We start from the raw sequence: 15,992 nt of genomic DNA, 5'->3' as shown, positions 1-15,992 counted from the left end.
AACGAATTACTTAACCTTTACAGAAATGACGGTTTTGGACTTCTCAATTCTCACGTCTCATTACTCAATACTAACTTCTCACTACTAACCACTATGAATTAACAAATATCAACTCCTTCACACTTTCTAGTGTGTCAATTTCTGCAACCGTTTTATCTTTTCGCCAGCGTTTTATTCTTGGAAAACGCAATGCCACACCCGATTTGTGTCGTTTGCTCAGTGCGATACCTTCGAAAGCAATTTCAAAAACAAGTTCAGGCTTTACCGTTCGTACAGGTCCAAATTTTTCAATTGCATTTTTGTTTACCCATTTACTTATTTCTGTAATTTCAACATCCGTCAATCCTGAATATGCTTTTGCAACCGTAACTAAACCGTCGTCTTTTTTAACGGCAAACGTGTAGTCGGTATATTTTGAACTTCTACGTCCACTTCCTTTTTGGGCATAAATCATCACGACATCAATTGTTAATGGATCAACTTTCCATTTCCACCAATCGCCTTTTTTTCGTCCTGTATGATACGGCGATTGCTTCTGCTTTAGCATCAAACCTTCTGAGTTTACATTTCGTGAGTTTTCTCGTATTGCATGTAAATCTTCCCATTGTGGCACTTTGACTATTTCTGATAGTTGTATATTGTCTGCTGTATTTTGCTTGAATATTAATTCTAGTTTCTCTCGTCTTTCTGCTAACGGTTCTTTTCGAATGTCTTCATTTTCAAACTCTAATATATCATACGCATAAAATCCAACAGGAACTTCTTCTAGTAGTTTTTTGGAAACATTTTTACGATTCAATCGTTTTTGCAAATCATTAAATAGCAATACACTACTATCTTTTATGGCTAATATTTCGCCATCAATTACAAAATCATATTTCCAATTGGCAAAAACTTCTGTGAGTTCTGGGAATTGTTGTGTGACCAGTTCTTCGCCTCTACTCCAAATGAACAATTCGCCATTTCGTTTTACTATTTGTCCACGAATGCCGTCCCATTTGTATTCTGCTTGCCAATCGTTGATATCGCCTAATTCGTTCAATTCTTTTTCCAATGCATATGCCAAACAAAACGGATATGGCTTAGAATTGTCGTAGTTGATGTGACTTCCTGATAATAATTCATCAAATGTAATGGAGTTGATGTCCCAATTTCCGATGATACTATGCATGAGTTGATTGGCATCAATGTTTGTCAGTTTTGACAGTGCATTGACCAAGGTTTTTTTAGAAACACCAATGCGAAAGCTTCCACCAATAAGTTTGTTAAATATGAGGCGTTCTTGTGCTTCTAATCCATTCCAAGCATGCAATACATAAGATTTTTTTTCTTCTTCTGTTTTCGATTTTAGTGCGATGAGTTCTTGCATCCAATCATCCAATGATTTTTCAATATGATGTGTTGGTGGTGGCAAGAGTAGCGCTAAAGTTTCACCCAAATCACCTACTGTGCTATAACTTTCTAAAAATAGCCATTCGGGCAATTCGGTAATTTCCGCGCACCATTGTTTCATGAGTGCTGATTTTACAGGTCGTGGCGGACGTTTTCCTGTAAAGAGCGCTATCATCCAAAGTTTGTCTTTGTCTTCGGCAACAGTGAAATATTGCACCAACGCAGCAATTTTAGCATTGGTTTTGTTTGTTATTTCGATGGCGCTAATGAGTTCGGAGAATTGTTTCATAGCGTTGCTTCCGTTTTGGTTTCAGTTTCCAATTCGTTTTCTCCGTATTCTGTTACAACTTCAGCCGCTTCAATTCCGATTTCATTGAGATATTTTGCAAACGTAGCTTGTGATCCGTGTGTAACATATACTTTTTCGGCTTCTGAAGCTTTAACGGCTTGCAATAATCCTTCCCAATCTGCATGATCGCTTACGGCAAAACCTGCATCAACGCCACGCCAGCGTCGGTTTCCTCTAATTTGCATCCAGCCAGAACATATGGCGGTTGCTGCATTGGGCACACGTTTCAGCATTTTACTACCTAATAAAGCTGGTGGCATAATGATGATTTTATTTTGAATGTCTGCTTTGTTAAAATTTCCATCCAAGCGTTGTGTTTTTGGCAAAATGATTCCTGAAGCTTCTATGGCATTGTTGGTATGATAAATGGCGTTATGTACGTAAATATCATCCAAACCTTCCACCAATTTCATGATGCGCTGTGATTTCCCTAAGGAATATCCAAATAAGACACTTGTACGATTGTTGGCTTGGTTTTGAAGAATCCAATTGTGGAGTTGTTCTTGTAATATTTCTTCGGGCAACCATTTGTAGATTGGCAATCCGAAAGTGCTTTCCGTGATGAATTCGTGACATTTTACCGATTCAAACGGAATGGTAAGATTGTCGTGTTTTACTTTGTAATCTCCTGTAAAGACGACTACTTTTCCTTTGTATTCCAATCGAATTTGTGCCGAACCGATAATGTGTCCCGCAGGATGAAAACTCACTTTTACACCGTTGATGGTTTTCGGTTCGTTATAATCTAGCGTTTCAACAGATACATCTTCGCCAATACGATGTTTCATGATGTTTTTCGTGTGCGTGTGACATAAATAGTGTTTCATGCCCCAACGCATGTGATCGGCGTGTCCATGTGAAATTACCGCATAGTCAACAGGCAACCAAGGATCGAGATAGAATTTTCCAGGAATGCAGTAGATTCCTTTGTTTGTAAATTTTATGATTTTCAAAGCAAGCTATTTTTAGTTGACAAGTTGCGCGTTTTATTCCTTTTTTGATGACTCAATACGTTTTAAAATGAACGCAAAAACCTTCTATAAAAATACGACTTTTTGTTGAGGTCTTAGATATGTCACGCTTTAGGCTTGATATTTGTCTTTTGTAAATTCATGACTTGCTGTTCATTTATACATTTGTGAAGTTGTTCCTTTTAAACTTCTCAATACTGTTTCTTAATCCATGTACCGCTAAGTCTTTGAAGTTTAGATGTAAGGGTTTTATTTTAGATATTGATTTTCATATTTCGTATAATTTTACACAAAAATCACTATTTATTTACACTTTTCTTACTTAGCAATATCAAAAAATTAAGATCGTGGAATAAATCAAAATAATTAAACTTAATCTTTTTCTTAATTTAAAAAAAAAGTATATTTGTGTAGCTGAGTGGATCTTTCACTCCAGCTTTTTTAAAAAAATATATCCCCTTTTTTATTTAACGCGCAGAAGGACAACCCCTAACCTAGGATGTCACTCTAGCTATGTATTAAAAATTTAATTTAATCATTAAATATAATTTAGGCTATTGATATGTTTTATGCTTTTTACCATGATAAGAAGAAGAAAGTCTTCCGCTTATTTCTTACATCCATTTTTCATATTTCTATTGCTGTATTAAAGTTAATTACAACAGTAAATTTCTCTTTGGCAATATCTAGAAATAGACTTTTTAAAGCTTTTTACACCATAATTAACCACAGTAAATTTTTATTTATTGAGCTATTTTTTGATGAAAAATTTATTTATAAAACTCGCATCTAAAATGACAAATTATTGACGCTTTTATAACCAAAACTTTACAACCAAATTATGATTAACCTATTTTGTTTTCCTTTTGCTGGTGGATCTGCTTATGCGTTTGCATCTTGGAAAAAAGACTTACCTAAAAATGTCAATTTAAAATTTACGGAACTCGCAGGAAGAGGTACGCGAATTGGAGAACCGCTATACAAATCAATGGAGGAAGCTATTGACGATTTGTACTCAAAAATTAGCAATGATTTAGGTGAACGTTTTGCATTTTTCGGACATAGTTTGGGAGCTTTACTTACTTATGAATTGGCGGTAAAATGTTATACTGAAAAAGGACGAATTCCTGAGCATCTTTTCCTTTCGGGAAGAGGTTTTCCTTCAACTAAAAAAGATGATTTTGTGCATGATCTTCCTGACGAAGAGTTCAAAAACACCTTGCTACATTTAGAAGGAACTCCAAAAGAAGTTTTTCAAAATGAAGAATTATCTAAAATTTTCTTGCCCATCATCAGAAGCGATTATAAACTCGATGAATGCTACATTCCAAAACAAAATATGTCGCAAAGTGTACATACGGATATCAGTGTTTTAAATGGAATTACTGATGAATTTACAAAGGAAGAAATGCAAAATTGGGCAACCATAACTAATAAAAAATGTACCGTTAAAAACTTTGATGGTGGTCATTTTTTTATCAATGAAAAAAAAGAGGACGTACTCAACTATATCAATCAAACATTAGAAGCCCTTACAACTTAACACAGGTTTATAAAAATGGAATCAAAAATAATAGGCAAAGTAAATTTTGAAGAACACTTACTGGACAAAGAGCTGAAATTGATAGATACTTTCGAATTCAATGATTCGTACAGTGAATATGCATCAGGAATTTGGAAAACATGCATGCTTTGGAATCGCTCCGGACAGAAAGATGATCATTTATCTATAGAACATGATACGTATGTAAAACCGACAGAATATGGTAAACAACTTGCATATGTCAATGAAATTATAGCAAATACTTTCAAAAAAGAGCATATAAAAACGGTTCGACTTTTTATGTGTATTAACGGATTAATTATTCCACATAAAGACTATTTAGAATTTAAAAAAGGATTTACACGAATTCACATTCCGCTTAAAATTAACGAACATGCGCTTACTTCCGAAGAAGATGTTGTGTACAATATGCAAAAAGGCGAAATATGGTTTATAGAAGGAAGAAAAATTCACAGTGCCGCCAACTTTTCAAAAGTAAAGCGGATCAATTTAGTGATTGACTTTGCTCCTGATATTCCGTTTGAAGAATTATTTCTAAACTCGGAAAATTACCAACCAAATTTGATTCCAAAAATTAGCCAACGAACACAGCTAAAAGAAGAAGAATTAGGCTATATAAAAGGATTATCTAAGATCATTAATGAAATGAACTTTGACGATATTTTATCAATACTCTCCAAAATACATTTTTATAGAAATGTGTCTAGCGAACTGGTTTTCGGTTGGTTAGATGAAATTGCAACTGCTTCTAACAATTATAACATTCAACGAAAAGCACAAGAAGTGACCGATTTATTAATAAGAAAAGGACCAATAAATAATTAAAACTAACCAAAAATTATGGAAAACGTTCAGAGTGAATACAACAAACTCCTAAAGGCCGAAAAAATAGTAAAAGCAAACTCGTTAGTAGGAGATCATCCTGTATTTAATAATGATGCCTTTGCGTGGGCAAAAGAATTGGAAAAAAATACCGCCGTGATTACTGAAGAATATAAAAACTTCATCAAAGAACTGGCTATAGAAAAGTTACCTACACTGAGAGACTTATCGGAAGACAAAACCGAAGGACATGACGATTGGAGAATTATAGGATTAATGGCGTATGGGGAAACCAATAAAAAAACGATCGAAAGAATGCCCAAAACATTCGAAATTGTTTCTAAAATTCCTGATGTAATTACCTGCTTCTTCTCTATTCTATCGCCAGGAAAACACATCAAACCACATAGAGGTCCGTATGGCGGCGTTATTAAATGTCACTTGCCTATTATTCTTCCACAAAATGGGGATGATTATTGGCTAAAAGTTGATGGAGATAAGTACCAATGGAAAATGGACGAAGCGCTAATATTTGACGACAGTTACATTCATGAAGTACATAACAACACCGATGAAACGCGAGTTGTGCTATTGGTTGAATTCTTGCGACCACTTCCTGAAGATATTGATCAACTCAATAAAAGTGTTGTAAAAGAAATTAAAGAATCAAGTCAAATAAAAATTCCTAAAAAACTATACGAAGCTTGGGAAGAAAAAGAACTGAAATAGCCAATCTGAACAATATGCCAAACATAAACCACGAAGAAAAAGCCGCATTTTTTAAAGAAAATGGATATGCCATTGTTGAAAAAGTTTTCAATGATGAATCCATAAAAGCATTCTCTGAATATTTTTTAATGAGTGAAAATAGGCAAACGTTAGACAGTCGTTTTTACAACCTAAATGCACGAAAAATAAAATATGGTAACGAACTAGGAGACAGTATTTTACTTTCTTTAAAACCCATTGTGGAAGAAATTACAGGATACAACCTACATCCAATGTTTTCACTGTCTTGCGTGTACAGAAAAGGTGCCGAATTAGGGAAACACAAAGATTCTGAAAGTTCTACAATTAGTGCCACCTTAACGCTCGGTTGCAATCCTGAAACTGGATGGAACATATTACTAGATGATAAAGGTGTGACCAAAGAAGCTGTAATGGGACGAGGAGACTTTTTAGTCTTTAGAGGAAACGAAATGACACACTGGCGTGAACCGTTTACAGGAGAATTTCAAATACAAGTATTCATGTTTTATACTGATGCAGATGGACCTTTTGCCAAAGAAGCTAAGTACGACGGAAGAAAACAATTAGGGAAACCAAAATCGATACTACAACTTTCAAAAAAAGGACTCAAAATCGTCAACCTACGTCTAAAAAGACTTTTTGGTAAATAAAACTTAACCAGCTTCCAATCCAACAAATGGCAAACATCTGTTTCATCATATTCAACCAACCAAGCCACTACAATGCCACCTTTGCTATTGCGCGCGCACTAGCGAAACGAGGTCATACAATTACGTATCTAAGTCACAACGAATCGCAAAAAGCATATGTAGAAAAGCAAGGTTTTCCTTTAAAGCGAATCTTTACAGATTGTTATTACAAACATGAAGGTCAAACAGTAGCCGATGAAAATGATTACAAAAGACCACTGAAAATTTTAAAAGAACTCATTGCACAAACCAAAAAATTAAAACATACTTTTTTGGAAGGAATCGAAATACAAGAACTCATCAATCGTGAGAAACCAGACTTGTTTATTATTGACTATTCATACGTTCAATATTATTTTGGTTTGCAAAAATTTAATATTCCTATCGTCATGTTAGAAACGACGGTAAGTAGTGTGCGAACTCCAAAATATCCTGGTGTTTTTTCCACGCTCATGCCAGAAGATTCAATGTTTGGGAACTTTAAAATTTCGCTGAGTTGGAAGCGATACTATGTTAAAAGATGGCTGCTAAATACATGGTACAAAATTCTCTTTCGAGGATACGATCCTAGTTCATTTATCAATTTATTGATTAAAAAAACAGGATTTCCTAAAAACAAAATTGATCGGTCTAGAGCTTTTTATGTCGGAATTAAAGGTGTAAAAGAACTCGTTTTGTGTGAAAAAGCATTCGATTTTCCTGATAGAAACATTCCAGAACAATATCATTTATGTCCAATTATAGATCAACAAAGAACTGGCGATTTTACAAAAGTGGCTGCAACTACACACATAGATGAAAAAAATTCGGCTGCTATATTGGACGCATTAGAACATTCACAACACGTAATTTATGCTTCGCTTGGAAGTTCTGCGTCATTATGGTTTCATGATAGAACTACATTTTTCAACAAACTAATTGATGCAGTTAGAACTATTGACAACTGTATCTTAATTCTTTCTGTTGGAAAAAACTTCGATCAAAACTCATTGAAAACACTTCCTTCACATGTACATATCTATGAAAGAGTGCCGCAATTGGAAATCCTCAAAAGAACAGATCTTATGGTAACACATGGAGGACTCAACTCTGTAAACGAATGTATTTTTAATGCTGTTCCAATGCTGGTTGATACATTAGGATTGCCATATGATCAAAATGGAAATGCTGCAAGAGTTGCCTATCACGGTATGGGATTGCGTGCAAATATTAGAAAAGAAGCTACGGCAGATGTAACAGAAAAAATTCAACAAATTTTAAACAAATCAACATTCAAAGAAAACATTCTAAAAATGCAAAAAATATACAAAAATGCGCAAGATGCCACAAAGCACGCTGCCATTGTAGAAACATTTTTAGAAAACACACATACTAACGGATAACAATATGAAAATAGTTCAAAGTTTTTGGTCTAAACCCATGCGAACACAAAGCAGTGATATTGAAGGTCGATTCAGCGGTGGCTGGTTGGACAAAAAATATCTATACATGAGTTGGGCACTAAGTTGCTTGCAATTTCGAAAATATTATGACAATGTAGAATTGGTTACTGATGCGTACGGAAAAGAAATCCTCATAGATGTTTTAAAATTACCCTACACGAAAGTTACGGTTGTATTAGATGAATTGGATAAATATCCGCAAGACCTTTGGGCACTTGGAAAAATATATGCATACAGCATTCAAAAAGAACCATTCATTCATGCAGATGGCGATGTTTTTATGTGGGAAAGCATCGAAGATAAAGTAAAAAATACGCCGCTGTATGTACAAAGTTTAGAAATAGACATGCCCGTGTATCATACACATTTTGCAGAAGTAAAAAATGCTTTTGAATACATTCCTGAAGTACTAAAAGATTTAAAACCGAATGAAGATTCGCTATCAGCAATCAATGCAGGACTATTTGGAGGAAACGATTTAGATTTTATTCAAGAATATACAAAGGCTGCCTTCAAATTTGTTGATGAAAATCTGCATCATATGGATAAAATTACCAAAGGACCATTCAACATGATATACGAACAATTACTGTATTTCTACATGGCGCAACAAAAAGGAATTCAAATCCAATCCTACTTTGATAAACCCAATAATTTTGACTTGGTACAATTTAGTAGTGTGCCGAGCAAAATGAAATACATTCACGCTATCGGAATCTTCAAAAAATCCTTAGAAGTCAATGAAAATGTAGCCAACAGATTGCTAACAGAACATCCTGAAGCCTATTTCCGAATTGACGGATTACTAAAAAAATTAGCGATCTAAACCCTATTCTCTAAAACAAAAAAAGCACTCGTTCGTAATGAATACTATCGCTCAAAAAAAATTACAAAATAAAGCCATTGCTATTGCAAATATGGTCAATACAACTGCGACCAATACAGATGCAATCAAAAAAAATCTTACATTACTCATCAGCGCTCTTGAATTTGCTGGTCGCGAAAAGTACTTGCCAATCTTATACGCTTTAGCAGACAAATTAGCAGCTTCTCAACACAAAACTGTGAGTAAAAACTACAGTCTATATCAAGGCAATATGGAAACCGTATACCTACTTATACAAGTTGCAAAAATTGCCGACAACGCAACCTATTTGGAAAAAGCGTTAGAAATTGCAAAAGGTTGCAATGCTGAGTTTTTACATTCTTCCGAAATTGCAAACGGACTCTACGCAGGAAAAGCAGGAGCCTTACTTACCTTGTTGCACTTATACGATGCAAGTCCACAAAAATGGATTTTAGCATACATAAAAACATATGCTGAAAAAATAATTCAAGACACAATCATAACACCTAAAGGTGCCTATTGGGATTATAACAACAGAACTATAAAAGGATCGTGTGATTTTGCCGAAGGAACCGCCGGAATTGCCTTTGTCTTTAGAGAATTGGCTTCGTATTTTAACAATCCAGCATTCGGTTTGGTTGCAGATTGGGCAACTACATACGAAAATTCGCAATGGAATTCAGCACACAAAAATTGGGCAAATTACAAAAAGCAAATAAGCTCAAAAGAAGAACTGGATACATATATAGAAGCGTACAAACATGGTAAAATGGAAACATTTTCGCCAAACTTTAATGATTTCTCATGGAAACATGGATGTAGCGGCATCATACTTGGCGCAACAAAATCATCCAATGCACAACAAACTTCGCACATTGCTGAACTAGCTGAAAAAATAGCACAAGAAAACCATCACTACGAAAATGACGAGCAATTTTTCGGAATCGTACGCACGTTGTTCTATGCGGGAAATCATTTAAAAAACAACAATTACAAAGAAAAAGCACGTTCGCTACTATGCGATCAACTAAAAAATATAAAAGATGAAACTTCACTAGCATTGCTATGTTTTGAAATACACAATGACGACTTACAAGCGTCGCTACATTGTCCATTTATTTCAAATCAAAACACTGTAAAACAATCATTTGAATTCGATGAAGCAACAATAAAAAAACTATTGTTAGCCAGAACATTTCCAAAAAGTTTAGAATTCCTAGAAAAAGTAGCGCCCGAAGCATTTAAAAAATTTCTACACGAAGGCAAAAATATCGCAGACTTTACAATGCTGTTATACAGTTCCTATGGAGAAATAGCGACACTTGAAGATACTTCCTTTCAAATGGAAATTCTGTTGGAAAAAGAACAATTTGAAATGTTTACACCACATAGAAATAACGTATTCAACTGGATTGAAAAAATTGTCATGCAACACTATTTCTCTGAAGCATATGCAAAAAATGAAGCCGCAGTTTTCAACAGAGAACTGATGTTAAATACTGATACCATGAGTATTGTGAAAATTTCTAATATTGAAGACATTGATATTACGGATTATCGCGAGCATCCGTTGGAAGCATTTATCAGTTATGGTATCGATTCGTTTATGCTACAAATTACAGACAAAGGAACCATTCACAGAACATCTTTACAAATGATAAAACTTGTCTATGCGAGTTTCATGAAAAAAAATACAATACAAAAAGTTGGCGACGAACTCATTCAATTTTTAAGTCATCAAAATCCACACATTATTCAAGGAGTACGCAGAACACTATTTATGCATGATGATGAGGATTTTGAAGCAGGATTCAAAAAAGCGTTGACCAAAATCACGGTAGACATGGCGTATAACGGAATTTTAAAGCCAGTTGATGGAAAACTTTGGGCGTAAAAATTAATGATAACTAAGTAAAAAAGGGTACAATGAAATATACAAATTTGGTAAATGCACTAATTGATAGAGGCAACAATCTTGAAGCAAATATAGGAATCACTTACATTGGTGCAGGTGGAAAAGAAACCTATGTTTCCTATCCTGAACTATTCAAACAAGCAAAAAATGTATTATTCAATTTACAATCACAAGGTATAAAAAAAGGAGACGAACTTTTATTTCAGTTGACTTCCAACGAAACATTTGTACCTGTATTTTGGGCATGTATTCTTGGCGGAATTATTCCTGTTCCATTAGCAAACGCCAACAATGAAAACCTAAAGCAAAAATTTATCAATGTTTGGGAAAAACTAAACAAACCTTTTTTAATCGCTTCTGAAAAAACAAAAGAAAAACTCTTAGATCATTTACACAGTGAAAAAGAGCATAAAAAATATGGCGAAGTAGTCAGTCAATATGTAGATGAAGCCACAATATATGAACACACAGGAGAAGGAGAAATTTACCATGCTGATGAAAATGACATTGCGTTTATACAATTTTCCTCAGGTTCTACAGGAAAAGCAAAAGGTGTTGTACTTACCCATGAAAACTTAGTTGTCAATATATACGCAATGCGCGATGGTATTCAGCCAAGAGCAACTGGCGAACGCTTTTTAAGTTGGTTGCCGCTTACGCATGATATGGGAATCATTGGTTTTCATCTAGGACCTTTTATTGCAGGTTGGAATCAATACCTAATGCAAACAGAAGTGTTCACGAGAAGACCAAATATATGGCTCGATAAAATATCGGAACACAACATCTCAACAGCTGTATCTCCTAACTTTGGATATAGTTATGTGCTAAAATACTTTAAACCTGAAGATGCCAACACTTTAGACCTATCATGTTTGCGCTACATTTTTAACGGTGCAGAACCTATTTCGTATGATCTCAGCAAAAAATTTACCACCGTTTTTGCTCCTTATGGATTCAAAGAACATACAATTACGCCTGTTTACGGATTAGCCGAAGCGAGTTTATGTGTTACCATATCAGACTTGGCAACGCCGATGGAATGTGAATATGTAGACAGAACATCATTGCATATTGGAGGAAAAGTATCGCTCAATGTTGATCAGCAAAATGCTATTAAATTGGTAAAACTTGGAAAAGTAGTCAATGATTGTGAAATGAGAGCTGTTGATAGTAATGGAAATGTAGTGGCTGACAGAACGGTTGGAAAAATAGAAATAAAAGGAAAAAACGTAACAAAATTATATTACAACGATCCTGAAGTGTCTACAAAATTAATTAGACCTGATGGTTGGGTTGATACAGGCGATTTAGGATATATTGATAATGGAGAACTTGTCTTAACAGGAAGAGTCAAAGATGTTATATTCATCAACGGAATGAACTTTTATGGACATGATATTGAATTTAAACTTGCCACAAAAAGTGATGAATTGGAACTTGGAAAAGTCATCGCCTTCGGATTTTATGACGAAATTGAAAAGACACAAAAACTAGGTGTTTTCATTCAAACACGAAAAAAAGAAGCTGCTTTGTTAGAATTGGCAACTGTTGCTAACGAAACAATTTCTTCCATATTTGGAATTAATATTTCAAAGCTTATTCCTGTAAAGAAAATTCCAAAAACAACCAGTGGAAAAGTACAACGCTTCGTCTTAGAAAAGCAATTTTTGAATCATGAATTTACAGATCAAATCGTGCAACTCGATGGCGCAATACCTAGAGCGCATCCCAAAGAAACTGCTACGGAAGACGCTGACGAATCCGAAAGTCCCAGTCGGCGGCAACTAGACATCGTAAAAAATAGTTGGCAAAAAATTATTGGACTACAAGAAGTAGACACGTCCAAAACATTCTTTGAAAGTGGTGGTTCTTCCCTAAAAGCTGCGGAATTAGCCATTACACTTTCAGACGCATTTGGTGTTCATTTGCCTGTAGAAATTGTGTTTGAATATCCGTTGATTTCAGATTTGACAACAGAAATCAATCGACGTATTCACGAAGCACCAATTACAGATACGCCAAACGAAACGCCAACATATGACGAATTTTTCCCGTTATCATCTTCGCAAAAAAGATTGTATTATCTATATAAAAACAATCCAACTTCATTAGCGTACAACATCGCTATTGCGCTTTCCATTTCTGGAGAAATAGATATTGAAAAGGTTGAAAATACCTTACAAACCATCATTCAAAGACATGCTTCACTTCGTACATCTTTTGTAGAAAACGGCATGATTCCAACACAAAAAATTCATGAAAACGTATCATTTTCACTTTCCTTTCAAAAAATAGACGAAAAAGATGCCAACGAACATATAAAAGCATTTGTACAACCATTTGATTTGCAAACCACGCCATTAATCAGATCTGGTATTTTTCAACATGACACTAAAAAATATACGTGGATTATTGACATTCCGCATATCATTGCTGACGGATTGTCCATGAGTGTTTTATATAGAGAATTTGTACAACTGTATCATAACGGCGAAGTATCAACCATAGACTTTAGCATTCAAGAATACATTGCCAACGAAGATAAATTTAGACATACGGAAACCTACAAAACTCAAGGATTGTATTGGAAAGAACAATTTCAGGATTCTATTCCGTTGCTAGAATTACCTTTAGACCATGATCGTCCTACAGAAAAAAGTGAAAAAGGCGATCGAATTCCGTTTCAACTTGATGCAACGCTAACGCAACAGATACGAACGGTTGCCAAAGAACACAATGTAACTGTGCATACGTTCATGTTGAGCGTTTATTACCTTCTTCTTTCAAAATACAGTCAGCAAGAAGATATTGTAGTCGGTGTGCCCGCTTCTGTACGAAATACACAAGCATCGCTACATGGTTTTGGAATGATGACTAACATGTTAGCAATACGAACGCAACCAACAGCGCAGAAGAAATTTAGCACTTATGTACATGAAGTTGGCGAGCACATTGCTGGAGCTTACAAAAACAAAGAATATCTTTTTGAAGATTTGGTCGATACGGTTGTAAAACAACGAATTCTAAATCGGCAACCAGTTTTTGATGTCGTATTTACGTTTCAAGACATGAAACTTCCACACTTCGACACGCTCAATTGGGAAGTCGCGTTACAGCCATTGCATACAGGTTTTAGCAAATTTGATCTCTGGCTAGAAATTGTAGATCTACAAGAAACCTTACAAGGAAGTTTTGAATATGCTACGGATATATTTTCAAAAGAAACCATTGCGCAATTTGCAACGCATTTCAATACATTGTTAAAAAATATAGTACAAAAACCCACACAATTACTATCAAATATAGAATGTCTTCAAGAGGAAGAAAAAACAGCATTAACAACACTACTAAACAATACAGACGTACAATTTCCTAAAAAAACAATCTGTGACATTTTTGAAACCATTGCAGTTACCAAAGCAGATAAAACGGCAATTGTGTACAACAACACAAAAATATCGTATCAAGAGTTAGCTGAAAAATCTGATCAAGTAGCAGCGTATTTGTCAAAAGAAAATATTGCAACACATCAACCTATTGCACTCTACTTTGAACCTTCTATTGAAATGATTGTTTCCATCATTGGCGTCTTAAAACATGGTTGCTCATATGTGCCAATTGCACCTTCACTTCCTGAAAAGCGGAAAGAATTTATGCTAAACGACAGCAACTCAGCTGTGCTATTAACAAGTGAAAATCTTACTGCTATTGACAGTGCTATCAAAACCATATGTATAGAAACTATTGAAAAAGAAGCAGTCGCAGAGGTCAAAAAAGTGGCCATACAACCTACAGATCAAGCGTATATAATTTACACCTCAGGAACTTCAGGAACGCCAAAAGGAGTCGCTATTTCTCATGAAAATGTAGTTCGATTATTCTTTACGGATAAAAACAAATTTGACTTTAACGATACAGATGTTTGGTCACTATTTCATGCATACAACTTCGATTTCTCGGTTTGGGAACTCTTTGGCGCATTACTCTTTGGTGGAAGTTTGGTAATTGTTCCAGAAGACATTCGAAAAGATGCTTTCAAATTTCATGAACTATTGGCAATACAAAAAGTCACCGTGTTAAATCAAACTCCTTCTTCTTTTTACAACCTTGCTACGGTTGCCAATACAAAACCTGAAGAAACACTTTCCATACGATATGTCATTTTTGGTGGAGAAGAACTTATGCCAAAACGATTAACAACTTGGGATGAGCAATATCCTGATACAAAGCTGATAAACATGTATGGAATTACGGAAACTACAGTGCATGTGACGTACAAAGAAATTGGAAAAGCGGAAATAGCAAACAATTCTAAAAGCATTGGAAAACCGATTCCTACGTTAAAAGCCATGATTTTAGATGCCAATTTAAATATTGTTCCCAAAGGAGTAAAAGGTGAACTCTTTATTGGTGGAAAAGGTTTGAGTAACAACTACATAAACAACCCAGAACTTACGAAAGAAAAGTTTATCAACAATCCTTTTCAGGAAGGAGAAAAACTATATCGTTCTGGCGATGTAGCTCGAATAAACGCTGCTAACGAACTAGAATATTTTGGACGATTAGATGCACAAATACAAATACGTGGTCACCGTGTAGAACTCAAGGAAATTGAAGAATGCTTGCAGCAATATGCAGAAATAACCAATGTGACCGTAATCGCTTTTGAGTTGGGCAATGAACAAGTACTCAGTGCGTATTACACCGCCAAAACTCCAATTGACGAGCGTGATTTTAGAACTTGGGCAGCTACGGTATTGCCAAATTACATGATTCCTGCCTTCTTTAACAAACTCGATGCAATGCCATTAACAAGCAATGGTAAAATAGATAAAAAGAGCTTTGAAAAACCTGAAACCTTTCTGCAAGAAGAAAAAACCATAAAACCTGCAAATGAAGTTGAAGCGGCATTGGAAAACATATGGTTCAACGTGCTTGGTCTGGAAAAGCAATACATCAGCACCGATAAAAATTTCTTTGAATTGGGCGGAAGTTCTATCAAAATTGTCAATGTCGTTAAGCAAGTGTCTGAAGCCAATCTTGGGGAAATTTCGGTCGTAGATGCTTTTAAATATCCAACCATCAAAATGTTGGCAGCACACTTAACCAAAGGAAAGCAATCTTCCGAAGATTTAAAACGAGATGATAAAATTATTGCCAAAGGAAAAGAACGATTAAAACAACGGTTCAAAAGAGCGAAAAAAGTATAAAAAATAAATCCAATCAAACAAAACAATAAAAAAGGGAG

Annotated in this window: 10 protein-coding genes; 8 read left to right on the top strand and 2 right to left on the bottom strand. The window is 35.0% G+C overall.

What is annotated here, in order from left to right:
- Positions 1-91 precede the first annotated feature (91 nt).
- Positions 92-1,681 (bottom strand): ATP-dependent DNA ligase, encoded by a 1,590-nt coding sequence (locus AA089_RS17965; protein WP_046758375.1) that lies wholly within the window; start codon positions 1,679-1,681, stop codon positions 92-94.
- Positions 1,678-2,694: a ligase-associated DNA damage response exonuclease gene (locus AA089_RS17960; RefSeq protein WP_046758374.1), complete on the bottom strand. Its 1,017-nt coding sequence runs from the start codon at positions 2,692-2,694 to the stop codon at positions 1,678-1,680. Before AA089_RS17960 ends, AA089_RS17965 begins: the two co-directional genes overlap by 4 nt.
- An 859-nt stretch (positions 2,695-3,553) precedes the next feature.
- Between AA089_RS17960 and AA089_RS17955 the strand changes: the two genes are divergently transcribed.
- The 8 genes from AA089_RS17955 to AA089_RS17920 are packed head-to-tail and all read left to right on the top strand — an operon-like array spanning position 3,554 to position 15,954.
- Entirely contained in the window at positions 3,554-4,255 is a 702-nt protein-coding gene (locus AA089_RS17955) for a thioesterase II family protein (protein ID WP_046758373.1), read from the top strand.
- Between the two features lie 15 nt (positions 4,256-4,270).
- Positions 4,271-5,101: an aspartyl/asparaginyl beta-hydroxylase domain-containing protein gene (locus tag AA089_RS17950; protein WP_046758372.1), complete on the top strand. Its 831-nt coding sequence runs from the start codon at positions 4,271-4,273 to the stop codon at positions 5,099-5,101.
- 15 nt (positions 5,102-5,116) lie between these two features.
- Entirely contained in the window at positions 5,117-5,827 is a 711-nt protein-coding gene (locus AA089_RS17945) for an aspartyl/asparaginyl beta-hydroxylase domain-containing protein (protein WP_046758371.1), read from the top strand.
- Positions 5,803-6,498 carry a phytanoyl-CoA dioxygenase family protein gene (locus AA089_RS23870; protein ID WP_053002553.1) on the top strand — a complete coding sequence of 232 codons (696 nt, stop codon included), beginning with the start codon at positions 5,803-5,805 and terminating at the stop codon, positions 6,496-6,498. The genes AA089_RS17945 and AA089_RS23870 overlap by 25 nt, the downstream gene beginning before the upstream one ends.
- 26 nt (positions 6,499-6,524) lie before the next feature.
- Positions 6,525-7,919: a glycosyltransferase gene (locus tag AA089_RS17935; protein WP_046758370.1), complete on the top strand. Its 1,395-nt coding sequence runs from the start codon at positions 6,525-6,527 to the stop codon at positions 7,917-7,919.
- Positions 7,920-7,923: 4 nt separating this feature from the next.
- On the top strand, positions 7,924-8,805 hold the full coding sequence (locus tag AA089_RS17930) for a DUF6734 family protein (RefSeq protein WP_046758369.1): 882 nt from the start codon (positions 7,924-7,926) through the stop codon (positions 8,803-8,805).
- Between the two features lie 37 nt (positions 8,806-8,842).
- Positions 8,843-10,720 (top strand): lanthionine synthetase LanC family protein, encoded by a 1,878-nt coding sequence (locus AA089_RS17925; protein ID WP_046758368.1) that lies wholly within the window; start codon positions 8,843-8,845, stop codon positions 10,718-10,720.
- Between the two features lie 32 nt (positions 10,721-10,752).
- Complete coding sequence (locus AA089_RS17920) at positions 10,753-15,954, top strand: non-ribosomal peptide synthetase (RefSeq protein ID WP_046758367.1); 5,202 nt, start codon at positions 10,753-10,755, stop codon at positions 15,952-15,954.
- The last annotated feature ends 38 nt before the right edge of the window (positions 15,955-15,992 follow it).

Origin of the sequence: Kordia jejudonensis (assembly GCF_001005315.1) — a bacterium.
Taxonomy (GTDB): domain Bacteria; phylum Bacteroidota; class Bacteroidia; order Flavobacteriales; family Flavobacteriaceae; genus Kordia; species Kordia jejudonensis.
This window is presented reverse-complemented; position numbering and strand designations above follow the sequence as displayed.